Source organism: Pseudomonas sp. PK-RTE-24 (assembly GCF_054052265.1).
The window spans coordinates 1,383,632-1,406,541 of sequence record NZ_CM133224.1; the positions used below are offsets into that span (position 1 = coordinate 1,383,632).

A 22,910-nucleotide genomic window follows, 5' to 3' on the forward strand; every position below is an offset into this window, starting at 1 on the left:
GGCAAACGAGAGGATCATGGGCACCAGTCAAACCACTACCTGATCCCGCCACAAGCGGAAGGATGTCAACCATGGAACGTACACTCAGTTCCGAACTGTTCTTCGAAGACAAAGCTGTAAACACCCAGGCTTCCCTGCCTCTGCGCGTTATTGCCAACCTGATGTTGTGGCAGCGCCGCATCTCCAGCCGCCATCAACTGGCCCGTCTGGATTCGCGTCTGCTGGCCGACGCCGGTATCAGCGAAGCACAACGCTACGAAGAGCTGAGCAAGCCGTTCTGGCGCTGAGCAGCGTCGCTGGCTCTGGTCGTCAGACCCACCGCCAGCAACCCGAATTGCACAAGCAAAACCCGTCGTGGGCAACCACGACGGGTTTTGTCGTTTCAGGGCCTTGAATGCTCTAAAACGCATAACTGAATGAGTACAGGTACAATTCACGAAAGCCTCAGATAACACCAGTACAGTTATGCAGAACCTTTGGAGTATCACTGGCCACCACTGGGCGAACCGGATTTGGCAGCCTAATATCCATGCAGAACGTGGCGAACGTTGCGCAACAGGCGTCTGACTCCTCAGATACCGAGCCACCTCTCACTACGGTTTGTCCAAAGGAGTTACATCATGACCCGTCTTCGCCTGCTCAGTGCCGCCGCCCTGCTGGCCGTGGCTGCCAACGCCAGTGCTACCAGTTTCATCGTCACCACCGACTCGATCGTCGGCGCGCTGAAAGCCACTTCCGACGCCACTTCCGATGTGACCTCCTCGTTCCGTGACGACAAGATCGTCCTCGCCGCCCGCGACGATGCCGCCAGCTTCGTGGCCAGCGAAGGCGATATCCGTGGTGTGAAACTGGAAAGCGCGCTCGATCACATCCGCCATCAGGCGCCACAACTCAATGCCACCGATGCCCAATTGGCTCAGGCCATTCTGACGCTCTGATCGCTTGCGGTATTGCGGGACACGCCAGCCGTGTCCCGATGTTTCAACGCTGGCTCTGGCCCGGGCATTTGCGCTAGCCTTCAGGCTCGCTAACAGTTGTCGAGTCCCATGCGCTTTCTTCCAACTTTGCTCATCTCTTCTACTCTATTCACCGCCTGCTGGGCGATGTCTGCCAACGCCTTCGATGCTTTCAATGCATCGACCCAAGGCACGGTTGTCAGCGGTTACGCCACCAGCATGGTGTCTTCTGCGCCGTTCGACCGTAAACTGCTGCTCGCCGCCCATGATGACGCGGCCGCCTTCGTCGCCAGTGACGGTGAATGGCGAGGCGCACGGCTGGAATCCGCGCTGCATTACCTGCGCAAAACCCGGCCGAAACTTCATGCCAGCGACCTTGAACTGGCAGAAGCAATTCTCGTCCAATAGTTATCCTTGTCCTTCCGGAGTCGTTCCATGCGTAGCCCGCTGATTGCTGCCGCCCTTGGCCTGTTTGTATTGGCCGATGTGGCCCAGGCGCACACCCTGGTAGCCACCAGTAACATCATCGTTCGTGCCTCCCAGCGCAGCATCGATTTCACCTCCGATACCACCACGTCGATTCGCGACTCGAAAATCATCCGCGAAGCCCACGACGACGCCGCCAGTTTCGTCGCCAGCAACGGCGACATCCGTGGCGCGCACCTCGAAGCCGCTCTCAACACATTGCGTACACGGGTGCCGGAAGCGCGCGACGCCAGTGATCAAGTACTCGCCGAAGCCATCCTCGCACTGTGAGGTCCGTTGGCGCCTGGCTGCTGGCCGGGGCGTTGTTGCTGCTTGGCAACAGCGCCCACGCCGGCCTGCAATTGCGGCTCAAGACCGAGGGTCTGAGCCCCGCTCAACAACAGGCCAGTCAGGCGCTGATTGATGAGGCCATGGCGAAACTGCCGCCGAGCTTCATCGAGCGGCTGGATCGGCGCATCGACGTCGGCTGGACCGACGACATGCCTGCCAACGCTTACGGGCAGGCAACGCTGGTTGCCGAGCTTGATCTGAATCGCAAACTGCTCGCCGGTCTCACCGATGGCAGCGCGGCCAAAGAAAAAACCAATCGCCCCCACGGCACTGTGCGCCAGGAACTGCTGGCCACAGTGCTGCACGAAATCACGCATATCTACGACCGCGCGCGTTTATGGCCAAGCGCCGAACGCACGTTGATCCAGCGCTGCACCCGACGTTTCAACAGCTCCGGGCTGATCGGCATTCCCGATGAGTGTCGCGGGCAGAACGGTCGCCGCTTCACCATCAGCGACGACCCGCGCCTGCTTGACCTCGCCGGGTGGCAGCAATACGTCGGCCGCCGCGGCGAGCGTGAACAACATAACCGGCAGATCGCGCGCAGCCCGGACCTCTACGAAATTTCCAGCCCCAAGGAGTTCGTTGCGGTCAACATGGAGTACTTCCTCCTCGACCCGAGCTACGCCTGCCGCCGCCCGGCGTTGTATCGCTACTACAAGGAACATTTCGGCTGGGCGCCGCCAGCGCAGGACACCTGCAGCAAGAGCTTTGCCTTTCTCAATGCGGGCAATGACTTCGCCAAGCAGCCTCTGGGGCAAGTCGATCCGGAGCGCGTCTACGCTGTCGATTACCTGCTGGCCGAGGCCAATCAGAACTGGGTCAGTCGCTGGGGCCACAGCATGTTGCGCCTGGTGATCTGCGCCCCCGGTCGCCCGCGCGGCCCGGATTGCCGCCTCGATCTCGATCAACACTTGGTGCTGTCCTATCGCGCCTTCGTTGGCGATGTGCAGCTGTCGAGCTGGGACGGACTGGTCGGCAAATACCCGTCGCGGCTGTTCGTGTTGCCGCTGGCACAGGTGATCGACGAATACACCAAGACCGAGCTGCGCAGCCTCGCTTCAGTGCCGCTGAACCTGTCTCGCGAGGAGATCGAGGGCGTGGTCGAACATGCCGCCGAGATGCACTGGAGTTACGACGGCAATTACTTCTTCCTCTCCAACAACTGCGCGGTGGAAGGCTTGAAACTGTTGCGCAGCGGTAGCAATAACAGCCAACTGGTCGGCCTCGACAGCATCATGCCCAACGGCTTGCTGGAAGTGCTCAAGGGCCGTGGTCTGGCCGACACCAGTGTGCTCGACGATCCGAAAGAAGCGCTGCGTCTGGGTTACCGCTTCGACTCGTTCCGCGATCGCTATCAAGCGATGTTCGATGTATTGAAGAAGCAGCTGCCGATCAAGCAGACCACTGTCGAAGACTGGCTGTCACTCAGCGCTGAGCAACGCCGCGAATGGTTCGACCGCGCCGACCTGCGCACCAGCGCGGCGCTGTTGCTGCTGGAGCAAGCCAGTTTCCGCCGGCAGTTGTTGCTGGCCCAGGACGAGGTCAAGCAACGCTACCTCGGCGCCCGCGAGCTGGAGAACGGCGGCATGGACAAGGCCAACGCGACCTTGCAGGAAATCCTCGCCAACAGTGGTTTCCTCAGCCGCCCGGCGGAACTGCTCGACTCCAAAGGTTACGGACTACCGCAGCCGAGCGAGTTTGGCCGACTGGAAGCGGAAAGCAGCCAACGGCAGAAGAAGCTGCTCGCCCTGTCCGGCGACCTCGATACTGAAGTGCGCAAGCTGCTCGAACCCAAGCGCGCCGCCGAGATTGCCGCCAGCGAGGCCAACGTGAAACAGATTGGCGAGCATCTGCGCAAACTGCACAAGGCTTCGGGCGGACTGCAATTGCCCTGAGCACAAAAAAAGGCTTCAGAACGCCTGTTCTGAAGCCTTTTTGATTTCCCCTGCGGCTTTAGACGCGAGCCTTGCGCACGCCTTGGGACAGCGCCGAACACAGACTCAACACGCCATCGATGGCCTGCTCAGGCGTATCGGCACTGGCGATGTGATCGATCAACGCCGAGCCCACCACCACACCGTCAGCCAGACGCGCGATGGCCGCAGCCTGCTCCGGTGTACGGATACCGAAGCCAATGCTGATCGGCAGGTCGGTATGCCGACGCAGACGCGCAACCGCCTCTTCCACGTGTTCCAGAGTCGCTGCACCGGCGCCGGTGACACCCGCGACCGACACGTAGTAGACAAAACCGGAACTACCGTTGAGCACACGCGGCAGGCGCGCGTCGTCGGTGGTCGGCGTGGTCAGGCGGATGAAGTCCAGGCCAGCAGCCTGCGCCGGGTCGCACAGCTCTTCGTTGTGCTCTGGTGGCATGTCGACCACGATCAGGCCATCGACGCCGGCATCCTTGGCTTCTGTGATGAAACGCTCGACGCCGAATTTGTGGATCGGGTTGAAGTAACCCATCAACACCAGCGGCGTGTCGCTGTTGCCTTCACGGAATTCGCGAACCATTTGCAGGGTTTTCGCCAGATTCTGTTTGGCGCCCAGTGCGCGGATATTGGCCAACTGGATCGCCGGGCCATCGGCCATCGGATCGGTGAACGGCATGCCCAGTTCGATCACGTCGGCACCTGCGGCAGGCAGGCCTTTGAGGATTGCCAGCGAAGTGTCGTAGTCAGGATCGCCAGCGGTGACAAAGGTCACCAGCGCGGCGCGGTTCTGTTGCTTGAGGTCGGCAAAGCGGGTTTGCAGGCGGCTCATCAGTGTTTCTCCTGCTGCGACTGTTGCATATGGTGCATTACGGTTTGCATGTCCTTGTCGCCACGGCCCGAGAGGTTGACCACCATCAGGTGATCCTTCGGCAGCTTCGGTGCACGTTTGAACACTTCGGCCAGGGCGTGAGCGCTTTCCAGGGCAGGGATGATCCCTTCCAGACGGCAGCATTTGTGGAACGCTTCAAGCGCTTCGTCGTCGGTCACCGAGGTGTACTGGACGCGGCCGATGTCATGCAACCAGGCGTGTTCAGGGCCGATGCCCGGATAGTCGAGGCCAGCGGAAATCGAGTGGGCGTCGATGATCTGCCCATCGTCGTCCTGCAGCAGGAAAGTGCGGTTACCGTGCAGCACGCCCGGCACACCGCCGTTCAGACTGGCCGCGTGCTTGCCGGTTTCGATGCCATAACCGGCGGCTTCGACGCCGATGATCTCCACGCTCTTGTCATCGAGGAACGGGTGGAACAGGCCCATGGCGTTGGAACCGCCACCGATGCATGCCACCAGACTGTCCGGCAGACGACCTTCCTGAGCCTGCAGCTGATCGCGGGTTTCCTTGCCGATGACGGCCTGGAAGTCGCGGACCATTGCTGGATAAGGGTGTGGGCCGGCCACAGTGCCGATCAGATAGAAAGTGTTGTCGACGTTGGTCACCCAGTCACGCAGGGCTTCGTTCATCGCATCCTTCAGGGTGCCGGTGCCAGCCACCACCGGAATGACTTCAGCGCCAAGCAGCTTCATGCGGAAGACGTTGGCCTGCTGACGTTCGATGTCGGTGGTGCCCATGTAGATCACGCAGTCCAGACCGAAACGCGCAGCGACGGTGGCCGTGGCCACGCCGTGCATGCCGGCGCCGGTCTCGGCGATGATGCGCTTCTTGCCCATGCGCCGCGCCAGCAGGATCTGGCCGATGCAGTTGTTGATCTTGTGCGCGCCGGTGTGATTCAGCTCTTCACGCTTGAGGTAGATCTTGGCGCCGCCGCAGAACTCGGTCAGGCGTTCGGCGAAATACAGCGGGCTCGGACGTCCGACGTAATCACGCTGGAAGTAGGCCAATTCTTCTTTGAATGCCGGATCTTCCTTGGCCGCTTCGTATTCGCGGGCCAGGTCGAGGATCAACGGCATCAGGGTTTCCGCTACATAACGGCCACCGAACGCACCGAACAGGCCGTTGGCGTCAGGGCCGTTACGCAGATCAGAGGTGTTCGAAGTCTGGGTCATGGGTCGCTCCAGGTGAATTCGGTCAGAAGACAATGACGACCACTCTACCCCTGACTTTCCAGGCTGAAAACCGATAAGATCGCCGCAACCTGTCAGGAAAACTCACAGATACCATGAGCCACGACCTTCCCCCGCTCAATGCCTTGCGCGCCTTCGAGGCCACCGCCCGTCTGAACAGCGTCAGTCAGGCTGCCGAGCAGCTGCATGTCACTCATGGCGCGGTCAGCCGCCAGCTGAAAGCGCTTGAAGAACATCTCGGCGTGAGTCTGTTCGTCAAGGATGGGCGCGGCTTGAAACTCACAGATGCCGGCGTGCGTCTGCGCGATGCCAGCGCTGAGGCGTTCGATCGCTTGCGCACTGTTTGTGCGGAATTGACCCAAAGCACTGCCGATGCGCCGTTCGTGCTTGGTTGTTCGGGGAGTCTGCTGGCGCGCTGGTTCATTCCGCGCCTGGGGCGGTTGAATGCCGATTTGCCTGATCTGCGACTGCACCTGTCGGCCGGTGAAGGCGATCTCGACCCTCGGCGCCCGGGACTCGATGCGCTATTGCTGTTCGCCGAGCCACCGTGGCCGGCCGATATGCAGGTCTATGAACTGGCGGCGGAACGCATCGGCCCGGTGATGAGCCCGTTATTCAGCGGTTATCAGAACCTGCACGACGCTCCTGCCGCAGAATTGCTCAAGCAGCCCTTGCTGCACACCACCTCTCGCCCGCAAGCCTGGCCCAGCTGGGCACAGCAAAACCACCTTGATCCCAAGGCGTTGAAGCTCGGGCAAGGTTTTGAGCATTTGTATTATTTGCTGGAGGCGGCTGTTGCAGGTCTCGGCGTGGCAATCGCGCCGGAGCCGCTGGTAACCGAAGATCTGAAGGCAGGACGCCTGGTTGCGCCATGGGGCTTCTGCGAAACCCCGGCGCAACTGGCGTTGTGGCTACCCAAGCGCGCCGCAGACGGACGCGCCCGGCAACTGGCGCAATGGCTCAAGAACGAGCTGCGCCAGACTGATCACTCACCGCGCTTGAACAAAAAGTAGGCGGCGAGCAGACCGATTGCACCGACAGCCACGCCAGCCGTGGTCCATGGGTGTTCCTGCGCGTAATCACGAGTGGCAATGCCGGTCTCGCGGGTTTTCACTTTGACTTCTTCGTACGCGTCGCTGAGCAGATGACGGGAATGTTTCAGTGCACTTTCGGCATTGCTTTTCAGCGCCTTGAGGGTCTTGCGCGACTCGTCCGAAGCATCGTCTTTCAAGCTTTCCAACGATTTGAGCAGACTCTCGATCTCGGCTTCCATGCTTTGCAACGAGGCTTTACGTAAAGAGGTGTTGGCCATGGTGGCTCTCCTGCATTGGTGATGAGTGGCGTGTGTTGGTTGGGACTTCACCACTTCGAGAAAGTGCAGAAATTCTGAACTTCGGCAGCGCAGAGGCGCCGAAATCAACAGTGCAATTGCCTGCTAGGCTCAATTTCACACGCCATTCCAACCCAAGGAGATCGCCATGAGTGACCATCACACGTACAAGAAAGTCGAGCTGGTCGGTTCGTCCACCACCAGCATCGAAGACGCCATCAACAACGCACTGGCCGAAGCCAACAAAACCCTGCGCAATCTGGAATGGTTTGAAGTGACCGAAACCCGTGGCCACATCGAAAACGGCCAGGTGGCGCACTTTCAGGTAACGCTGAAAGTCGGCTTCAAGATTGCCGCCAGCTGAGTTTGAGCTAGTCTTCTGAACTTGCGCGCTGGCCGAGTGCCATAGGGAATGGCAAAGCGCTACAAGGTGAGCGCATCGGGTGGATGACCCGATGCCCGCCTCATTCAATCCGACCAGGGAGTGCGACCGATGAAGAAGTTCATGTTGGCAGTAGGTTTGTTGAGCCTTGCGGGTGGTGCGTTGGCAGCCGGCAAGCCATGTGAAGAGCTGAAAAGCGAAATCGCCGCGAAGCTCGACGCCAAAGGCGTATCCGGTTATTCGCTGGAAGTTGTCGACAAGGGTGCGGCCGTTGATGGCGACGTCGTCGGCAGTTGCGAAGGCGGCAGCAAGGACATCGTCTACAAGCGAGGTTGATTGCGCCTGAAACACAAAAGCCGACGTGGATGCGTCGGCTTTTTTGTGGACGATGATTTTCCGGGTAGGAGCTGCGGGACGCTGCGATCTTTTGATCTTGATTTCAAATCATAATCAAAAGATCGCAGCCTCGTTGCACTCGACAGCTCCTACAAGGGCTCGCGTTATCCCTTCATGACTTGGGCCAGCAATTCGTAGGAATGGATGCGATCGGCGTGTTCGTAAAGATCACTGGTGAAAATCAGCTCGTCCGCCTGGGTCTGCTCGATCAAAACCTCAAGCTTGGCGCGGATCTTCTGCGGGCCGCCGACCATGGCGAGACCGAGGAAATCGCCCACCGCTTCACGTTCATGGGGCAGCCACAGGCCGTCCATGGTTTTCACCGGCGGACGCTGCACCAGGCTCTGACCACGCATCAGCGCAAGAATGCGCTGGTACACCGACGTCGCCAGATAATCGGCTTGCTCATCGGTATCCGCTGCCACCAGCGGCACGCCGAGCATCACGTACGGCTTGTCGAGCACCGCCGACGGTTTGAAGTGATTGCGGTAGATGCGGATCGCCTCGTGCATGAAGCGCGGCGCGAAGTGCGAGGCGAAGGCGTAAGGCAAGCCGCGCTCACCCGCCAATTGCGCACTGAACAGGCTTGAGCCGAGCAGCCAGACCGGCACGTTGGTGCCGGTGCCGGGCATGGCGATCACCCGTTGCTCCGGGGTGCGCGGGCCGAGGTAGCGCATCAGTTCGGCAACGTCTTCAGGGAAGTCGTCAGCGCTGCCCGAGCGCTCACGGCGCAAGGCGCGGGCGGTCATCTGGTCAGAGCCGGGCGCGCGGCCCAGACCCAAGTCGATCCGTCCCGGGTACAGGCTCTCGAGGGTGCCGAACTGCTCGGCGATCACCAGCGGCGCATGGTTGGGCAGCATTACCCCGCCGGAACCGACGCGGATCGTCGACGTGCCTCCGGCCAGATAGCCGAGCAACACCGAAGTTGCCGAACTGGCGATGCCGTCCATGTTGTGATGTTCGGCGACCCAGAAGCGCGTGTAGCCGAATTTTTCGGCATGTTGTGCCAGATCCAGCGAGTTGCGCAGCGATTGCGCTGCGCTGCCGTTTTCGCGCACTGGCACCAAGTCGAGGGTGGAAAATTTTACGTCGGACAGTTTTTTCATGAACCTGCATCTCCGGGTGGGGAGGCAGGTTTTTCTTGCGAGCGAAAACCTGCCAAATCCATAAGCGTGTTTTATGGAATGAGGGCATATACCCGAGATTCAATAGCAGCGGCGAAATTTCCTACTAAAAAAGTCAACGATTCAGCCAGGCTGAACTTTGTTCCGCCGTCTATCCTCAGAAGCCTTGCTAGTAAAAACCGCGAAGGCGCGGCGTCCCGCGCCACATTTGAGGAGGCAGACATGGCTATCGTGAAAAAGGCATCGGCGCATTGGGAAGGCGATCTGAAAACCGGTCTCGGCTCGATCTCCACCGAAACCGGCGTACTGCGCGAAGCGCCGTACGGCTTCAAGGCGCGCTTTGAAGGCGGCAAGGGTACCAATCCGGAAGAACTGATCGGCGCGGCTCACGCCGGCTGCTTCTCCATGGCGTTTTCGATGATTCTCGGCGATGCCGGCCTGAAGGCAGACAGCATCGACACCAACGCTGAAGTCACCCTCGATCAGGTTGACGGCGGCTTCGCAATCACTGCGGTAAAGCTGATTCTCAAGGCGAAGATTCCAGGCGCAACTCAGCAGCAGTTTGAAGAACTGAGCAACAAGGCCAAGGAAGGTTGCCCGGTTTCCAAAGTGCTGAACGCGAAGATCACCCTCGAGGCTTCGCTGGTCAGCTGATTCGGCGTTTGCCGGGCTGACGCCTTCGCGAGCAGGCTCGCTCCCACAGGGGATTTGTGCACGGCGCAGATCCCCTGTGGGAGCGAGCCTGCTCGCGAACGCAGTCTCGAAACCAGCTCAGCGGCCGGCAATTAATACAAGGTGTGAGCAAAGTCAGAACCCGCTCTGCAGAATTGTGGTCGAATAATCGACAGCAGCTTCAGCGCACACCCGTGCGCGCTGCCTCAAGGAGCTTCATCGATGAAACGTATTGGCTTGGCGATCCTTTGCAGTGCACTGGCCACGTCCGCAATCGCAGCCCCCAAGAACTGCGAAAAGCTCAGAAAGGAAATCGAGGTCAAAATTCAGGCGAAAGCGGTGCCAACGTACACCCTGGAAATCATCACGGCGGAGGAGGCGAAGCAGCATGACTCAGCCATGATCGTTGGTTCTTGCGAGAACGGCACCAAGCGAATCATCTATCAGAAAAACGATAGATGATTGTCCTTCACGGCACGCAATTGATCTGCCGCTCGTTGGCAACGATCTGCCCCTGACGATTGATCAAGCGTGCACTTGGCGTGAAGGCCAGCGATCGGGCCTCAAGGCGGTAACGCTGCCCGGCCTCGAAGTGGTCATAGGGCACGGTCATGTAACACAGCCGCTCTTGCGGATCGGTATCCATGCCCTGACCACCCCCGAATACTTCGAAGTCAAAGCGCACGGTGAGCTCATGACTACCGGGCGTCACCTGAAAAAACCGTCCGTCGCGCAAGCGCTGTTTATCCAGGCGCTCGGCCATCAGCACTTTGCCGCCGGGGGTAGGCATGGCGAAGTCGACCCAGGCTTTGTCTGGATCGGCCGCCGGCAACGGGCTCTGACAACCGGCGAGCACACTGGCGGCCAGCAATGTCGTCAACTTGCGCATGATCGATATCCTTAGACGGGATTTCCAGCATAGCGCCGATCAACTGCTCTGACAGCCCGCCGGTGTGCCCTGACCGACAACCTTGCGCTGTTCGTCATACAGCTTGGCCCAAGGCCTGAAGCCGATGCTGCCAGCCTGCAGCTGATAGCGCTGGCCGGCGTTGAAGTCCTTGAATTTCACGCTCAACTGGCAATCGCGCCACAGCGGTTCGGCAGTCGGGCCGATGTTGGTGGCCTCGACCGGGAATTGATAGCGCACCTTCAGCTCATGGCTGCCGGGCTGCACTTCGAAATAGCGTTTGTCGATGGCCTGGGTGGCATCGACTTGAACGGCTTGCAGCGCCGTGTCGTGTTGGCGAGCGTCAAGATCGATCCAGGCTTGCGAGGGGTCGGGGTCGGGCATTCCGAATCCGGCACAACCGGCCAGCGTCAGCAGGCCTCCTGTCAGCATGAACATGCGCATAGCGGTGCTCCTTGAGGCGGGATAGTCTTGGGGCAGACTTTCCGGGGAATTTCTTATTTTGATCAGGCCGTTTTCCAGCCTTGGGTTACTTGATCGCGTTTTTCCGATTTTGTTTCCGGGTGTGTTGTTTTTGTTGCTCAACGGTTGCGCCAGCGTCAGCTATTACAGCCAGCTCGCCAGCGGCCAATTGCAATTGCTGCGCGCCCGGGAGCCGGTGGAGAAGGTCATTGCCGACCCCAGCCGCGATGCCAAATTGCGCGCGCATCTGGCTCAATCACAAAAGGCCCGTACCTTTGCCAGCGAGCATCTGCATTTGCCGGATAACCAGAGCTATCGCCTGTACGCCGATATCCATCGCCCCTACGTGGTGTGGAATGTGTTCGCTACTCAAGAGTTCTCCCTGACACCGCAGAATCACTGCTTCCCGATTGCCGGCTGCGTGGCCTATCGCGGCTACTACAGCCAGAGCGCCGCCCGTGGCGAAGCGGCGATTCAACGTTTGCAGGGTATGGATGTGTCGATCGGCGGGGTCGAAGCGTACTCGACGCTTGGATGGTTCAATGACCCGATCCTCAATTCGATGATGGGCTGGGGCGATGAGCGACTGGCCACGCTGATCTTTCATGAGCTGGCGCACCAGAAGTTCTATGTGAAGGACGACACCGAATTCAACGAGTCATTTGCCACGTTTGTCGAGCAGGAAGGTACGCGGCAATGGCGCGCCTTTCGCGGGCTACCGGCAGAGTCGGATGCGAGGCTCAAGCAGCGTGACCAATTCATCGAACTGGTACTCGCCACGCGCTCACGACTGGAGAAGCTGTATGCGCAGCCGCTGTCGGTTGAGCAAATGCGTGAGCACAAAGCAGCTGAATTCGAGCGCTTGCGCCGGGAGTATCAGGCAACGCGCGACAGTCAGTGGGCCGGGGACAAACGCTATGACGCTTGGGTCAATGCGCCACTGAACAACGCGCGATTGTTGCCGTTCGGGTTGTATGACCAGTGGGTGCCGGCGTTTGCGGCGCTGTTCAGGCAAATGGATGGGGATTGGCTGAGGTTTTATGCCGAGGTTGAGCGGTTGGGACGGTTGCCGGTTGATGAGCGTAAGGCGGCGCTGGAAGCGCTGGCCCAGTCCTAAGGAACTCGGAGGCATAACGGCTCTTTCGCGAGCAGGCTCGCTCCCACATTGGATCGCGCTGCCTCTGTGGGAGCGAGCCTGCTCGCGAAGGCTATTTCATCAGCGCTGCAAAAACGCCTGATGCAACTCGTCCAAGGTTTCAAAGTGATAAGCCGGCGCCTCGGCATTCAGTTCTTCAAAACTGCCGAACCCATAGCCCACCGCCGCCGCATCCAGGCCATTGCTGCGCGCGCCGATCAGGTCGTGCTTGCGATCGCCGATCATCAGGGTCTGCGCCGGGTCCAGGCGTTCTTCCTCAAGCAAGTGCGCAATCAACTCAACCTTGTTGGTCCGCGTGCCGTCCAGCTCGCTGCCGTAGATCACCTTGAAGTGGCGGGCGAAGTCGAAGTGCCGGGCGATCTCGCGGGCGAACACCCACGGTTTGGAGGTGGCGATGTACAACTGCCGCCCCTGCCCGCTCAAGGTTTCCAGCAACGGCGTGACCCCGTCGAACACCCGATTCTCATAGAGGCCGGTCACCTTGAAGCGCTCACGGTAGAAATTCACCGCTTCCCAGGCCTTGGCCTCGTCGAAGTCGTAAAACTGCATGAACGCTTGCAGCAGCGGCGGGCCGATGAAGTGTTCCAGTTTGCTCAGGTCCGGCTCGTCGATGCCGAGATTGGCCAAGGCAAATTGAATTGAGCGGGTGATGCCCTCACGCGGGTCGGTCAGGGTGCCATCGAGGTCGAACAGTACAGTCTGGTAATGCATGGAAATTCCCGAGCAGGTGTAGGGCGATTCAGAGCTGGTCGTAGCCTTCGGCCAGATGCAGGTCCTTGAGTTTGACGTAATTCGCCGCGCTGTAGGTGAAGAAGGCGTTTTCCTTTTCGGTCAGCGGGCGCACTTGCTTGACCGGGCTGCCGACATACAGGAAGCCGCTCTGCAGGCGCTTGCCCGGCGGCACCAGGCTGCCGGCGCCGATGATCACATCGTCTTCCACCACGGCACCGTCCATGACGATGCTGCCCATGCCGATCAATACGCGGCTGCCAACGGTGCACCCGTGCAGCATGACCTTGTGGGCGATGGTCACGTCATCGCCGATCAGCAATGGAAAGCCGTCCGGGTTGAACGGGCCGGCGTGGGTGATGTGCAGCACGCAGCCGTCCTGCACGCTGGTGCGCGCACCGATGCGGATGCGGTGCATGTCGCCACGGATCACCGTCAGCGGCCAGACCGAGCTGTCTGCGCCAATTTCGACGTCGCCGATCACCACCGCCGAACCGTCGACGAATGCGCCGTTGCTCAAGCGGGGGGTGTGATTCTGGTATTTGCGAAGGGACACGATTAGTTCTCTCTCTGTCGCCGATAGCTGCGGTGAGTGTCGATTGTAATTAAGATGGGCGCATGTTTCTTCCAGCCAAGGTGCCAACCGTGAGCGTGAACAACCCTCTTTTGCAGTCCTACGACCTGCCGCCGTTCTCCACGATCCGTGCCGAACACGTCCTGCCCGCCATCGAAACCATCCTCGCGGACAACCGCGCCGCCATCGCCGAAATTCTCAAGACTCAGGGCAAGAACCCGACCTGGGCCGGTCTGGTGCTGGCGATGGACGAACTCAACGATCGCCTCGGTGCGGCATGGAGCCCGGTCAGCCATCTTAACGCCGTGTGCAACAGCGCCGAACTGCGTGAAGCCTACGAGTCGTGCCTGCCGGCCCTGAGCGCCTACTCCACCGAAATGGGCCAGAACCGCGAACTGTTCCAGGCGTATGAAGCGCTGGCCAACAGTCCGGAAGCTGCCAGTTTCGACGTCGCGCAAAAAACCATTCTGGAACACGCCCTGCGCGATTTCCGCCTGTCGGGTATCGACCTGCCGGAAGCCGAGCAGAAACGTTACGCCGAAGTGCAGAGCAAGCTGTCCGAGCTCGGCAGCCGCTTCTCCAACCAATTGCTCGACGCCACTCAGGCGTGGACCAAACACATTACCGATGAAGCCGCCCTCGCCGGCCTGACCGATTCAGCCAAGGCGCAAATGGCTGCCGCCGCCCAGGCCAAAGGTCTGGATGGCTGGTTGATCACTCTGGAATTCCCCAGCTATTACGCGGTGATGACCTACGCGCAAGACCGCGCGCTGCGCGAAGAAGTCTACGCCGCCTACTGCACCCGTGCCTCGGATCAAGGCCCGAATGCTGGCCAGAACGACAACGGCCCGGTGATGGAAGAGATCCTCGACCTGCGCCAGGAACTGGCCCGACTGCTGGGCTTCGCCAGTTTCGCCGAGCTGAGCCTGGCGACGAAAATGGCCGAATCCAGCGATCAGGTGCTGAGCTTCCTGCGCGATCTGGCCCAACGCAGCAAGCCGTTCGCCGCGCAGGATCTGCAACAGCTGCGCGCGTACGCCGCCGAACAGGGCTGCGCCGATCTGCAAAGCTGGGACAGCGGTTTCTACGGTGAAAAACTTCGCGAGCAGCGTTACAGCGTCGCTCAGGAAACCCTGCGAGCCTACTTCCCGATCGACAAAGTCCTCAGCGGCCTGTTCGCCATCGTCCAGCGTCTGTACGGCATCGAGATCGCCGAGCAGAAAGGCTTCGACACTTGGCACCCGGACGTCCGCCTGTTCGAGATCAAGGAAAACGGTCAGCACGTCGGCCGCTTCTTCTTCGACTTGTATGCCCGCGCCAACAAGCGTGGCGGCGCGTGGATGGACGGCGCCCGCGACCGTCGCCGCACCATCGACGGCGTGCTGCAAAGCCCGGTGGCCAATCTGGTGTGCAACTTCACTCCGGCCGACAGCGGCAAACCGGCGCTGCTGACCCACGATGAAGTGACCACCCTGTTCCACGAGTTCGGCCACGGCCTGCATCACCTGCTGACCCGCGTCGAACACGCTGGCGTATCCGGCATCAACGGCGTGGCCTGGGACGCGGTCGAGCTGCCGAGCCAGTTCATGGAAAACTGGTGCTGGGAGCCGGAAGGCCTGGCGCTGATTTCCGGCCACTACGAGACTGGCGAGCCACTGCCGCAGGACCTGCTGGAAAAAATGCTCGCGGCGAAGAATTTCCAGTCCGGGCTGATGATGGTGCGTCAGCTGGAGTTTTCGCTGTTCGACTTCGAACTGCATGCCACCCATGGCGATGGCCGCAGCGTGGCGCAAGTGCTCGAGGGCGTGCGTGACGAGGTGTCGGTGATGCGTCCACCGGCTTACAACCGCTTCCCCAACAGCTTTGCGCACATTTTCGCTGGTGGTTACGCGGCGGGTTATTACAGCTACAAGTGGGCTGAAGTGCTGTCCGCCGACGCCTTCTCGAAATTCGAGGAAGACGGCGTGCTCAACGCTGAAACCGGTCGGGCGTTCCGCGAGGCGATTCTGGCGCGCGGCGGTTCCCAGGCACCGATGGTGCTGTTCGTCGACTTCCGGGGCCGTGAGCCGTCGATCGACGCGCTGCTTCGCCACAGCGGCCTGAGTGAGGACGCGGCAGCATGAGCGACGGCCCTGTGATCACCAAGAAGCGCTTCATCGCCGGGGCGGTCTGCCCGGCGTGCAGCGAGCCGGACAAGTTGATGATGTGGAACGAAGACGGCGTGCCGCACCGCGAATGCGTGGCCTGCGGTTACTCCGACACGCTCAACGAGCAAGGCCTGTCGGTGCCCAAAGAGCTGGGCACGCGGGTCAATACCAGCGCGCTGAAGCCTGCCGCCGACAAAAAGGTTCAGGCGGTGCAGTTCTTCCCCAACCCCAAGTTGAAGAAAAAGCCCGACGAGCAACAATGACAACGACCGCTGCCTGCCGATCATCGTCGGCAGGTGGCGGTATCTATCCACCACCTTGCCTCTGCGCTTCCTGATTAGGCTGGCCAATCCAGCCCTCTCTCACGGAAGACGCCATGCCTGACACCAACCCACTCCTGCAACATTGGCAGTTGCCGCCCTGGGCGGCGATACGCGCCGAACATCTGCTGCCAGCAGTCGAGCGCATCGTTGCCGACAACCTGCTGATCATCGAAAACGTCATCGCCACTCAGGTCGATCATCCCAACTGGGACGACGTGGTAATTGCCATCGATGAAGCCGATGCGCGCCTGGATGAAACCATGGCGATCATCGAATTCCTCTCGATCAGTCATGCCGATGAGCCCCAGTGGTTGATGCAGGAAGCCCTGAGTACGCACGCCGCGCAGCGTTACAAGACTGCGAAGGCCGGCAATCGACAGTTGCTCCAGGTTTATCAACGATTGGCACAGAGTTCCATAGCCGCCAGCTTCAGTGATGCACGCAAAGCCTCGCTGGCGAAAATCCTGCGCCGGTTTCACTTGGCGGGAAGCGAATTGTCGAGTGCGCAGCGCAAGGATCTGGCGCGATTGAACGGCGAAATCGATCTGCTGGAAAAGCGCTTCATGAGCAACCTCAAATCGGTCAACGCGGCATGGAGCAAGGACATCGACGATGCCGCGCTAGTGGCGGGACTGCCGGCCGAAATGCAGACGCATCTGGCCGCCAATGCCCACAAGGCCGGCCTGCCCGGGTGGCGGCTGACCCTGGATCAGAACACTTACCAACAGGTCATGAGGCGGGCACAACACCGCGGACTGCGCGAGGAGTATTTCAAAGCCTGGTGCACCCGCGCTTCGGATCAGGGGCCACAGGCCGGTCGCTTCGATAACGGGCCGGTTTTGCAGACGCTGCTGGCCGCACGTCATGCCAAAGCCCGGCTCTTGGGTTTTGACAACTTTGCCCATCTGCGCCTGCACAACCGTATGGCTACCGGTACCGATCAGGTTGGCCGTTTTCTGCGCCAGCAGATCGCCCGCAATGCCGTGTCACTGGCGGGCGAGACCGATGATTTGCAGGCCTTGGCCCGCGAGCACGGGGTTGAACAGCTAGAAGCGTGGGATCACGATTTCCTCGCCGAGCAATTACGCCTGAAGCAGTCCGGCGGCACGGAGCAGGACCTGCGCGAGTTCTTCGCGCTGCAAGCCACACTGCACAGCCTCTGCCGCTTCAGCGAGCATATGTTCGGTATCAGCATCAGCGAAAATACCGTCCACGAGCGTTTCGCCGAAAATGTTCGCCTGTTCGAAATCAGCGAGCGTCAGCAACCGGTTGGTTACATCTACATCGACCCGTTCCACCGCGACGCGGGCAACGACTATGCCTGGACCGGTGTACTGCGCAATCGACGGATCACCGCCGAAGGCCGACCATTACTGCCGATTGCCTCGCTTCAATGCAATTACCCGGCAGCGGAAAACGGGCAAACGCACCTGCTGGATCCGCAGGATCTGCGCGTTCTGCTGCACGAATTCGGCCATTGCCTGCATCACGTGCTGACGCGTTCGCCGCATTACAACCTGTCCGGCATTTCGCATCTGAGCCGCGACGCTGCCGAGTTTGTCGGGCAACTGTTCGAAAAATGGGCGTTATCCGGGCAATTCCTGCGCTGGCTGGGTACGCATCACCAGAGCGGTGAGCGTCTGTCCGAAGCGCAGGCCAATACCGCGTTTTCCGCCACAGGCATCCAGCGCAGCCGGGAGACGGCAATGCTGTTGCTGAACGCGCTGGTCGACTTCGAACTGCACCGCTGTCACGGTGACGGTCGCACTGTTCAGCAAGTAGTCGAGGATGTGCAAAGTGAGTTCGCGCACCTGTCCATCCCGGCCTACTGCCGCTTCGCCAACAGCTGCGATTATCTGGTTACCGGTTATGAGGCTTCGCTGTACGCCTACAAATGGTCGGGTGTGCTGGCGAGCGAGGCGTTCAAGCGCTTCGAACGTGAAGGTCTGTTCAACGAACAGACGGGCCGCGACATGCGCGAACACCTGCTCTCGGGGGACAGGCAGGCACTGCCCGCCGCACTGCAAGCCTTTCTCGGAAAACCCATCGACAACGCGCTATTTCCTGCGCCAGCCGCTTGAGCTGATCAACGCTGAACGTGCGCCGAGTCGAACCAGCTCTTCATCGAACACATGGCGAATGCACTGGTGCTGCATTCGCCATTGATCAAGGCTTCGTGCAACCGATCGACATCGGCCTGCATCACGTAGCGCACGCTGTCGTGGAAATGCTGACTGTCACCAAAACCGCCCTCGGTCATTTCCTTGAGCGCCTGCTCTTTGCTCCAGCCCTGCACCACCACGCGGTACATCGCCGCCATCAGACCGGTGCGGTCAGAACCGTGCTTGCAGTGCATGAGCACCGGCCCGTCGGCTTCGGCGGACTGAATCGCGCGCAGAGCCTTGAGCACATCGCTGTCGTCGACGTGGTTGGTGCGATACGGCAGCTGCACTTGCTTGATGCCCGGCGCGGAAAGCCAGTCGCTATCAGCGTCAGGCAGGAAGTTGATTACGGTGACGACGTGCAGACTGTTCAACAGCGGCACCGCGCTGCGGCTGGGCAAGGCGCTGCGATACAGCGTCGGTGACATGCGGAACAGGTTGAACTGCGCCTCAACCGGCTGTGCCCACTCGGCCGGGCGAGATGGCGTGGCGTCGGCCGCCCGGGCGGCAATGCCATGCAACAGTGCAACAAGCGAAAAACATAACGCGGGGAAAAAGCGCACTCGAGACATGCTGGGCTGACCGTTTCGGCAATCTTCATGGGAGGAATTGCAGCTTCGCTATCAAGCGGTCAATACGCCGTGAGCCGGCCGTCAAAGAAACGTGAATCGGCGCCTCGCCGGGCTTTTTTCCGTGCAAACGGTTTTTCTTGATGCTTAGCCTGCTACCATTTGTCACATGATGTTGCAGAGGGAACGGCTTTTACCCGACCGGACCCTGATCGTCGCAACGCAAAATTCCTCGAGCTGCTCGCAGAAGCGGCTGACTTCTATGCCTGATGAGGTGCCCCCCATGTCTGATCAAGATCGAGACAACCCGCGGCGTGAATTCTTGCGCAAATCCCTGACCCTGATTCCGGTGGTCACGCTTGCCGGTACCGGCCTGGGCAGCAGCGTGCTGCAAGCCGCACCTGAAAGTACACCGGCGCCGGCCGCAGCAAAACCTGCCGCTGTTGGCGCGGGTGATTATCAGCCGAGCTTTTTCACCGCTGAAGAATGGGCATTCATCAATGCCGCCGTCGCCCAGTTGATCCCCAACGACGCACAAGGCCCCGGTGCCCTCGAAGCGGGCGTGCCGGAATACATCGACCGCCAGATGAACACCCCGTACGCCGCCGGTGCCCTGTGGTACATGCAAGGCCCGTTCAATGCCGACGCGGCACCGGAGATGGGCTGGCAGAGCAAACTGGTGCCCAAAGACATCTATCGCCTCGGCATCGCCGCCACGGATCAGTGGGTAAAAGGTCTGAGCGGTAAAACATTTGCCGAGCAAGACAGCGCTACCCGAGACGATTTGCTCAAGCAACTCGAAGCCGGCAAGCCGCAGTTCGACGCGGTGCCGGCGAAGATTTTCTTCAATCTGCTGCTGCAAAACACCAAGGAAGGTTTCTTCTGCGACCCGATCCACGGTGGCAATAAAGGCATGGTCGGCTGGACCATGATCGGTTTCCCCGGCGCCCGCGCCGATTTCATGGATTGGGTGGAACGCAACGAGCAATACCCCTTCCCGGCAGTGTCGATTCGCGGCGAGAGGGCGTAAGCATGGCAACGGTAATGAAGAAGGTTGATGCAGTCATCGTCGGTTTCGGCTGGACGGGCGCGATCATGGCCAAGGAGCTCACCGAGGCGGGCCTCAACGTGCTGGCGCTGGAGCGCGGGCCGATGCAGGACACCTACCCCGACGGCAACTATCCACAGGTGATCGACGAACTCACCTACAGCGTGCGCAAGAAACTCTTTCAGGACATCTCCAAAGAGACGGTGACCATTCGCCACAGCGTCAACGACATCGCCCTGCCCAACCGCCAGTTGGGCGCGTTTTTGCCGGGTAACGGCGTCGGCGGCGCCGGTCTGCACTGGTCGGGCGTGCACTTTCGCGTCGACCCGATCGAGTTGCGTATGCGCAGCCACTACGAAGAACGCTACGGCAAAAGCTTCATCCCCAAAGACATGACCATCCAGGATTTCGGCGTCAGCTATGAAGAGCTGGAACCGTTTTTCGACTTCGCGGAAAAAGTCTTCGGCACCTCCGGCCAGGCCTGGACGGTGAAGGGCCAACTGGTCGGTCAGGGCAAGGGCGGTAACCCATACGCGGCGGATCGTTCCAACCCGTTCCCGCTTGAAGCGCAGAAGAACACCGTATCCGCACAGCTGTTCGGCAAAGCGGCCACAGAAGTCGGTTACAAACCCTACAACCTGCCTTCGGCTAATACTTCGGGGCCGTACACCAATCCCTACGGCGCACAGATGGGGCCGTGCAATTTCTGCGGTTTCTGCAGCGGCTACGTCTGCTACATGTATTCCAAGGCCTCGCCGAACGTGAACATTCTGCCGGCGCTCAAGCCCCTGCCGAATTTCGAACTGCGGCCCAACTCCCATGTGCTGCGGGTCAACCTCGACAGCAGCAAGTCCAAAGCGACCGGCGTCACCTACATCGACGGCCAGGGCCGCGAGATCGAGCAGCCGGCGGATTTGGTGATCCTCGGCGCATTCCAGTTGCACAACGTGCGTCTGATGCTGCTGTCCGGGATCGGCAAACCGTACGACCCGATCAGCGGCGAAGGCGTGGTCGGGCGTAACTTCGCCTACCAGAACATGGCCACCATCAAGGCCTTCTTCGACAAGGACACCCACACCAACAACTTCATCGGCGCTGGCGGCAACGGCGTGGCGGTGGACGATTTCAACGCCGACAACTTCGACCACGGCCCGCACGGCTTCGTCGGCGGTTCGCCGATGTGGGTCAACCAGGCTGGCAGTCGACCGATTGCCGGCACCTCGAACCCGCCGGGCACACCGGCGTGGGGCAGCGCATGGAAACGCGCCACCGCCGATTACTACACCCACCAGGTGTCGATGGACGCCCACGGCGCGCATCAATCCTACCGTGGCAACTACCTCGATCTCGATCCGGTGTACCGCGATGCCTACGGCCTGCCGCTGCTGCGCATGACTTTCGACTGGCAGGAAAACGACATCAAGATGAACCGCTTCATGGTCGAGAAAATGGGCAAGATCGCCCAAGCCATGGGCCCGAAAGCCATTACAGTGATCGGCAAGCAGGTCGGCGATCACTTCAACACCGCCTCGTACCAGACCACCCACCTCAACGGTGGCGCGATCATGGGCACCGATCCGAAGACCAGCGCCCTGAACCGCTATTTGCAGAGCTGGGACGTGCACAACGTATTCGTCCCGGGCGCCTCGGCGTTCCCGCAGGGCCTGGGCTACAACCCGACCGGGCTGGTGGCGGCGCTGACCTACTGGTCGGCAAAAGCGATCCGCGAGCAATACCTGAAAAACCCCGGCCCGCTGGTACAGGCTTAAGGAGCGATGACCATGAAAACTTTCGTTATCGCCACCCTCGCCCTGCTCGGCAGCACTGCAATTTATGCGGCCGATGTTGATCAAAATCTGATCAAGCAAGGCGAATACCTTGCCCGCGCCGGTGACTGCGTGGCCTGCCACACGGCCAAGGGCGGCAAGCCGTTCGCCGGCGGTCTGCCAATGGAGACGCCGATCGGCACGATCTACTCGACCAACATCACCCCGGACAAGACCGGTCTGGGCGACTACAGCTTCGAAGACTTCGATCAGGCCGTGCGCCACGGTGTGGCCAAAAACGGCAGCACGTTGTACCCGGCGATGCCGTATCCGTCCTACGCGCGGGTCAACCAGGCCGACATGCAGGCGCTGTACGCCTACTTCATGCACGGCGTCGAACCGGTGGCGCAGGAGAACAAGGCCAGCGACATTCCCTGGCCGTTGAGCATGCGCTGGCCGCTGATGGGCTGGCGCTGGCTGTTCGCGCCGAAGGTCGAGGATTACCAGGCCACATCGGCCGATCCGGTGATCGATCGTGGCGCATACCTGGTCGAAGGCCTCGGCCACTGCGGCGCCTGTCACACCCCGCGTGCGCTGACCATGCAGGAAAAATCCCTGAGCGCGGCGGACGGCAGCGAATTCCTCGCCGGCAGTGCGCCGCTGGAAGGCTGGATCGCCAAGAGCCTGCGCGGCGATCACAAGGATGGCCTCGGCAGCTGGAGCGAAGAACAACTGGTGCAGTTCCTCAAGACCGGGCGCAGTGATCGCAGCGCAGTGTTCGGCGGCATGGGCGATGTGGTCACCCACAGCATGCAGTACATGAGCGACGCCGACCTCACCGCGATTGCCCGTTATCTCAAATCACTGCCGGCCAATGACCCGGCGGATCAGCCGCATCAGTACGACGAGAAAGTGGCCAAAGCGCTGTGGAACGGCGACGACAGCCAACGCGGCGCGTCGGTGTACATCGACAACTGCGCAGCCTGCCACCGTACCGATGGCCAGGGCTACACCCGGGTGTTCCCGGCGCTGGCGGGCAATCCGGTGCTGCAGACGGATGACCCGACATCGCTGATCCACATCGTGCTCAAGGGCGGGACTTTGCCGGCAACGCACACCGCGCCATCGACCTTCACCATGCCCGGTTTCGCCTGGCGCCTGTCGGATCAGGAAGTCGCGGATGTGGTGAGTTTCATTCGTGGCAGCTGGGGCAACAAGGGTGCGCCAGTGAAAGCTGCCGATGTTGCCGAGTTGCGTACGGAGGATATGAAGCAGACCTCCGGTGACGATCTTGGCCAAGTGACGCAACACAACTGACCACTCGCCCGATGGCACTAGCCAGATGACGATCGCCCCGATACTGTTCGCATATACA

26 protein-coding genes are annotated in these 22,910 nt (G+C 60.5%); 17 read left to right on the forward strand and 9 right to left on the reverse strand.

What is annotated here, in order from left to right; all coding sequences use genetic code 11:
• Nucleotides 1–71: 71 nt before the first annotated feature.
• The 5 genes from ACV8MC_RS06000 (at nucleotide 72) to ACV8MC_RS06020 (ending at nucleotide 3,670) form a co-directional block, all read left to right on the forward strand.
• Nucleotides 72–287: a DUF1127 domain-containing protein gene (locus ACV8MC_RS06000; protein ID WP_007911656.1), complete on the forward strand. Its 216-nt coding sequence runs from the start codon at nucleotides 72–74 to the stop codon at nucleotides 285–287.
• A 333-nt stretch (nucleotides 288–620) separates the two neighbouring features.
• Complete coding sequence (locus tag ACV8MC_RS06005) at nucleotides 621–938, forward strand: DUF2388 domain-containing protein (RefSeq protein WP_016772298.1); 318 nt, start codon at nucleotides 621–623, stop codon at nucleotides 936–938.
• A gap of 108 nt (nucleotides 939–1,046) precedes the next feature.
• Nucleotides 1,047–1,364, forward strand: coding sequence for a DUF2388 domain-containing protein (locus ACV8MC_RS06010; protein WP_095182269.1), 318 nt, complete (start codon nucleotides 1,047–1,049; stop codon nucleotides 1,362–1,364).
• A gap of 27 nt (nucleotides 1,365–1,391) precedes the next feature.
• Nucleotides 1,392–1,712 carry a DUF2388 domain-containing protein gene (locus ACV8MC_RS06015; RefSeq protein ID WP_041476450.1) on the forward strand — a complete coding sequence of 107 codons (321 nt, stop codon included), beginning with the start codon at nucleotides 1,392–1,394 and terminating at the stop codon, nucleotides 1,710–1,712.
• Nucleotides 1,709–3,670 carry a DUF7844 domain-containing protein gene (locus tag ACV8MC_RS06020; protein ID WP_150743244.1) on the forward strand — a complete coding sequence of 654 codons (1,962 nt, stop codon included), beginning with the start codon at nucleotides 1,709–1,711 and terminating at the stop codon, nucleotides 3,668–3,670. The genes ACV8MC_RS06015 and ACV8MC_RS06020 overlap by 4 nt, the downstream gene beginning before the upstream one ends.
• A 58-nt stretch (nucleotides 3,671–3,728) precedes the next feature.
• Here the strand turns inward: ACV8MC_RS06020 and trpA are convergent, their stop codons facing one another.
• Nucleotides 3,729–4,538, reverse strand: a complete 810-nt coding sequence (trpA, locus tag ACV8MC_RS06025; RefSeq protein WP_252868560.1) for a tryptophan synthase subunit alpha — start codon at nucleotides 4,536–4,538, stop codon at nucleotides 3,729–3,731.
• Entirely contained in the window at nucleotides 4,538–5,770 is a 1,233-nt protein-coding gene (trpB, locus tag ACV8MC_RS06030; RefSeq protein WP_016772302.1) for a tryptophan synthase subunit beta, read from the reverse strand. Before trpB ends, trpA begins: the two co-directional genes overlap by 1 nt.
• Before the next feature lie 113 nt (nucleotides 5,771–5,883).
• Here trpB and ACV8MC_RS06035 point away from each other — a divergent pair, with 113 nt between their 5' ends.
• Nucleotides 5,884–6,801 (forward strand): LysR family transcriptional regulator, encoded by a 918-nt coding sequence (locus ACV8MC_RS06035; protein WP_457264758.1) that lies wholly within the window; start codon nucleotides 5,884–5,886, stop codon nucleotides 6,799–6,801.
• Here the strand turns inward: ACV8MC_RS06035 and ACV8MC_RS06040 are convergent.
• Complete coding sequence (locus tag ACV8MC_RS06040) at nucleotides 6,774–7,100, reverse strand: DUF883 family protein (protein WP_039757078.1); 327 nt, start codon at nucleotides 7,098–7,100, stop codon at nucleotides 6,774–6,776. The genes ACV8MC_RS06035 and ACV8MC_RS06040 overlap by 28 nt on opposite strands.
• A gap of 166 nt (nucleotides 7,101–7,266) precedes the next feature.
• Between ACV8MC_RS06040 and ACV8MC_RS06045 the strand changes: the two genes are divergently transcribed.
• On the forward strand, nucleotides 7,267–7,482 hold the full coding sequence (locus ACV8MC_RS06045) for a dodecin (RefSeq protein WP_016772305.1): 216 nt from the start codon (nucleotides 7,267–7,269) through the stop codon (nucleotides 7,480–7,482).
• Nucleotides 7,483–7,611: 129 nt separating this feature from the next.
• Nucleotides 7,612–7,836, forward strand: a complete 225-nt coding sequence (locus tag ACV8MC_RS06050; RefSeq protein WP_236167909.1) for a DUF1161 domain-containing protein — start codon at nucleotides 7,612–7,614, stop codon at nucleotides 7,834–7,836.
• A gap of 164 nt (nucleotides 7,837–8,000) precedes the next feature.
• On the opposite strand, the gene ACV8MC_RS06055 is transcribed toward ACV8MC_RS06050, so the two are convergent.
• Nucleotides 8,001–9,002 carry an LLM class flavin-dependent oxidoreductase gene (locus ACV8MC_RS06055; protein ID WP_056791299.1) on the reverse strand — a complete coding sequence of 334 codons (1,002 nt, stop codon included), beginning with the start codon at nucleotides 9,000–9,002 and terminating at the stop codon, nucleotides 8,001–8,003.
• Between the two features lie 240 nt (nucleotides 9,003–9,242).
• Here ACV8MC_RS06055 and ACV8MC_RS06060 point away from each other — a divergent pair, with 240 nt between their 5' ends.
• Both ACV8MC_RS06060 and ACV8MC_RS06065 read left to right on the forward strand, forming a co-directional pair.
• Nucleotides 9,243–9,674 (forward strand): OsmC family protein, encoded by a 432-nt coding sequence (locus ACV8MC_RS06060; RefSeq protein WP_016772308.1) that lies wholly within the window; start codon nucleotides 9,243–9,245, stop codon nucleotides 9,672–9,674.
• Between the two features lie 240 nt (nucleotides 9,675–9,914).
• Nucleotides 9,915–10,154 carry a DUF1161 domain-containing protein gene (locus tag ACV8MC_RS06065; protein WP_236167908.1) on the forward strand — a complete coding sequence of 80 codons (240 nt, stop codon included), beginning with the start codon at nucleotides 9,915–9,917 and terminating at the stop codon, nucleotides 10,152–10,154.
• Between the two features lie 7 nt (nucleotides 10,155–10,161).
• Here the strand turns inward: ACV8MC_RS06065 and ACV8MC_RS06070 are convergent, their stop codons facing one another.
• Complete coding sequence (locus tag ACV8MC_RS06070) at nucleotides 10,162–10,581, reverse strand: PA0061/PA0062 family lipoprotein (protein ID WP_056791291.1); 420 nt, start codon at nucleotides 10,579–10,581, stop codon at nucleotides 10,162–10,164.
• A 39-nt stretch (nucleotides 10,582–10,620) separates the two neighbouring features.
• Nucleotides 10,621–11,043, reverse strand: coding sequence for a PA0061/PA0062 family lipoprotein (locus ACV8MC_RS06075; RefSeq protein WP_056791288.1), 423 nt, complete (start codon nucleotides 11,041–11,043; stop codon nucleotides 10,621–10,623).
• 58 nt (nucleotides 11,044–11,101) lie between these two features.
• On the opposite strand from ACV8MC_RS06075, the gene ACV8MC_RS06080 reads away from it, so the two are divergent.
• Nucleotides 11,102–12,178, forward strand: a complete 1,077-nt coding sequence (locus ACV8MC_RS06080; protein ID WP_095182276.1) for an aminopeptidase — start codon at nucleotides 11,102–11,104, stop codon at nucleotides 12,176–12,178.
• A 99-nt stretch (nucleotides 12,179–12,277) separates the two neighbouring features.
• On the opposite strand, the gene ACV8MC_RS06085 is transcribed toward ACV8MC_RS06080, so the two are convergent.
• Both ACV8MC_RS06085 and ACV8MC_RS06090 read right to left on the reverse strand, forming a co-directional pair.
• Entirely contained in the window at nucleotides 12,278–12,928 is a 651-nt protein-coding gene (locus tag ACV8MC_RS06085) for an HAD family hydrolase (RefSeq protein WP_024015022.1), read from the reverse strand.
• A gap of 28 nt (nucleotides 12,929–12,956) precedes the next feature.
• On the reverse strand, nucleotides 12,957–13,502 hold the full coding sequence (locus ACV8MC_RS06090) for a gamma carbonic anhydrase family protein (protein WP_150637331.1): 546 nt from the start codon (nucleotides 13,500–13,502) through the stop codon (nucleotides 12,957–12,959).
• Nucleotides 13,503–13,564: 62 nt separating this feature from the next.
• Here ACV8MC_RS06090 and prlC point away from each other — a divergent pair, with 62 nt between their 5' ends.
• From prlC to ACV8MC_RS06105, 3 genes are all read left to right on the forward strand, one after another.
• Entirely contained in the window at nucleotides 13,565–15,643 is a 2,079-nt protein-coding gene (gene prlC, locus ACV8MC_RS06095) for an oligopeptidase A (protein WP_024015021.1), read from the forward strand.
• A complete protein-coding gene (locus ACV8MC_RS06100) occupies nucleotides 15,640–15,930 on the forward strand; it encodes a YheV family putative zinc ribbon protein (RefSeq protein WP_016772316.1) in 291 nt (96 codons plus the stop codon). Before prlC ends, ACV8MC_RS06100 begins: the two co-directional genes overlap by 4 nt.
• A 113-nt stretch (nucleotides 15,931–16,043) precedes the next feature.
• Nucleotides 16,044–18,071 carry a M3 family metallopeptidase gene (locus tag ACV8MC_RS06105; RefSeq protein ID WP_457264765.1) on the forward strand — a complete coding sequence of 676 codons (2,028 nt, stop codon included), beginning with the start codon at nucleotides 16,044–16,046 and terminating at the stop codon, nucleotides 18,069–18,071.
• A gap of 5 nt (nucleotides 18,072–18,076) precedes the next feature.
• Here the strand turns inward: ACV8MC_RS06105 and ACV8MC_RS06110 are convergent, their stop codons facing one another.
• Nucleotides 18,077–18,724, reverse strand: coding sequence for a phosphatase domain-containing protein (locus ACV8MC_RS06110; protein WP_457264767.1), 648 nt, complete (start codon nucleotides 18,722–18,724; stop codon nucleotides 18,077–18,079).
• A gap of 280 nt (nucleotides 18,725–19,004) precedes the next feature.
• Here ACV8MC_RS06110 and ACV8MC_RS06115 point away from each other — a divergent pair, with 280 nt between their 5' ends.
• Genes ACV8MC_RS06115 through ACV8MC_RS06125 form a run of 3 tightly spaced genes read left to right on the forward strand, consistent with a single transcriptional unit; the run spans nucleotide 19,005 to nucleotide 22,852 of the window.
• Entirely contained in the window at nucleotides 19,005–19,751 is a 747-nt protein-coding gene (locus ACV8MC_RS06115) for a gluconate 2-dehydrogenase subunit 3 family protein (protein WP_095182280.1), read from the forward strand.
• Between the two features lie 2 nt (nucleotides 19,752–19,753).
• Nucleotides 19,754–21,538, forward strand: coding sequence for a GMC family oxidoreductase (locus tag ACV8MC_RS06120; RefSeq protein WP_457264769.1), 1,785 nt, complete (start codon nucleotides 19,754–19,756; stop codon nucleotides 21,536–21,538).
• Between the two features lie 12 nt (nucleotides 21,539–21,550).
• Nucleotides 21,551–22,852, forward strand: coding sequence for a c-type cytochrome (locus ACV8MC_RS06125; RefSeq protein WP_457264771.1), 1,302 nt, complete (start codon nucleotides 21,551–21,553; stop codon nucleotides 22,850–22,852).
• Nucleotides 22,853–22,910: the final 58 nt, after the last annotated feature.

Excerpts from the sequence above, each read along its gene's own strand:
- ACV8MC_RS06000 (WP_007911656.1), top strand. The coding sequence starts at position 72 with ATGGAACGTACACTCAGTTCCGAACTGTTCTTCGAAGACAAAGCTGTA.
- ACV8MC_RS06005 (WP_016772298.1), top strand. The coding sequence starts at position 621 with ATGACCCGTCTTCGCCTGCTCAGTGCCGCCGCCCTGCTGGCCGTGGCT.
- ACV8MC_RS06010 (WP_095182269.1), top strand. The coding sequence starts at position 1,047 with ATGCGCTTTCTTCCAACTTTGCTCATCTCTTCTACTCTATTCACCGCC.
- ACV8MC_RS06015 (WP_041476450.1), top strand. The coding sequence starts at position 1,392 with ATGCGTAGCCCGCTGATTGCTGCCGCCCTTGGCCTGTTTGTATTGGCC.
- trpA (WP_252868560.1), bottom strand. The coding sequence starts at position 4,538 with ATGAGCCGCCTGCAAACCCGCTTTGCCGACCTCAAGCAACAGAACCGC.
- trpB (WP_016772302.1), bottom strand. The coding sequence starts at position 5,770 with ATGACCCAGACTTCGAACACCTCTGATCTGCGTAACGGCCCTGACGCC.
- ACV8MC_RS06035 (WP_457264758.1), top strand. The coding sequence starts at position 5,884 with ATGAGCCACGACCTTCCCCCGCTCAATGCCTTGCGCGCCTTCGAGGCC.
- ACV8MC_RS06040 (WP_039757078.1), bottom strand. The coding sequence starts at position 7,100 with ATGGCCAACACCTCTTTACGTAAAGCCTCGTTGCAAAGCATGGAAGCC.
- ACV8MC_RS06045 (WP_016772305.1), top strand. The coding sequence starts at position 7,267 with ATGAGTGACCATCACACGTACAAGAAAGTCGAGCTGGTCGGTTCGTCC.
- ACV8MC_RS06050 (WP_236167909.1), top strand. The coding sequence starts at position 7,612 with ATGAAGAAGTTCATGTTGGCAGTAGGTTTGTTGAGCCTTGCGGGTGGT.
- ACV8MC_RS06055 (WP_056791299.1), bottom strand. The coding sequence starts at position 9,002 with ATGAAAAAACTGTCCGACGTAAAATTTTCCACCCTCGACTTGGTGCCA.
- ACV8MC_RS06060 (WP_016772308.1), top strand. The coding sequence starts at position 9,243 with ATGGCTATCGTGAAAAAGGCATCGGCGCATTGGGAAGGCGATCTGAAA.
- ACV8MC_RS06065 (WP_236167908.1), top strand. The coding sequence starts at position 9,915 with ATGAAACGTATTGGCTTGGCGATCCTTTGCAGTGCACTGGCCACGTCC.
- ACV8MC_RS06070 (WP_056791291.1), bottom strand. The coding sequence starts at position 10,581 with ATGCGCAAGTTGACGACATTGCTGGCCGCCAGTGTGCTCGCCGGTTGT.
- ACV8MC_RS06075 (WP_056791288.1), bottom strand. The coding sequence starts at position 11,043 with ATGCGCATGTTCATGCTGACAGGAGGCCTGCTGACGCTGGCCGGTTGT.
- ACV8MC_RS06085 (WP_024015022.1), bottom strand. The coding sequence starts at position 12,928 with ATGCATTACCAGACTGTACTGTTCGACCTCGATGGCACCCTGACCGAC.
- prlC (WP_024015021.1), top strand. The coding sequence starts at position 13,565 with ATGTTTCTTCCAGCCAAGGTGCCAACCGTGAGCGTGAACAACCCTCTT.
- ACV8MC_RS06100 (WP_016772316.1), top strand. The coding sequence starts at position 15,640 with ATGAGCGACGGCCCTGTGATCACCAAGAAGCGCTTCATCGCCGGGGCG.
- ACV8MC_RS06105 (WP_457264765.1), top strand. The coding sequence starts at position 16,044 with ATGCCTGACACCAACCCACTCCTGCAACATTGGCAGTTGCCGCCCTGG.
- ACV8MC_RS06110 (WP_457264767.1), bottom strand. The coding sequence starts at position 18,724 with ATGTCTCGAGTGCGCTTTTTCCCCGCGTTATGTTTTTCGCTTGTTGCA.
- ACV8MC_RS06115 (WP_095182280.1), top strand. The coding sequence starts at position 19,005 with ATGTCTGATCAAGATCGAGACAACCCGCGGCGTGAATTCTTGCGCAAA.
- ACV8MC_RS06120 (WP_457264769.1), top strand. The coding sequence starts at position 19,754 with ATGGCAACGGTAATGAAGAAGGTTGATGCAGTCATCGTCGGTTTCGGC.
- ACV8MC_RS06125 (WP_457264771.1), top strand. The coding sequence starts at position 21,551 with ATGAAAACTTTCGTTATCGCCACCCTCGCCCTGCTCGGCAGCACTGCA.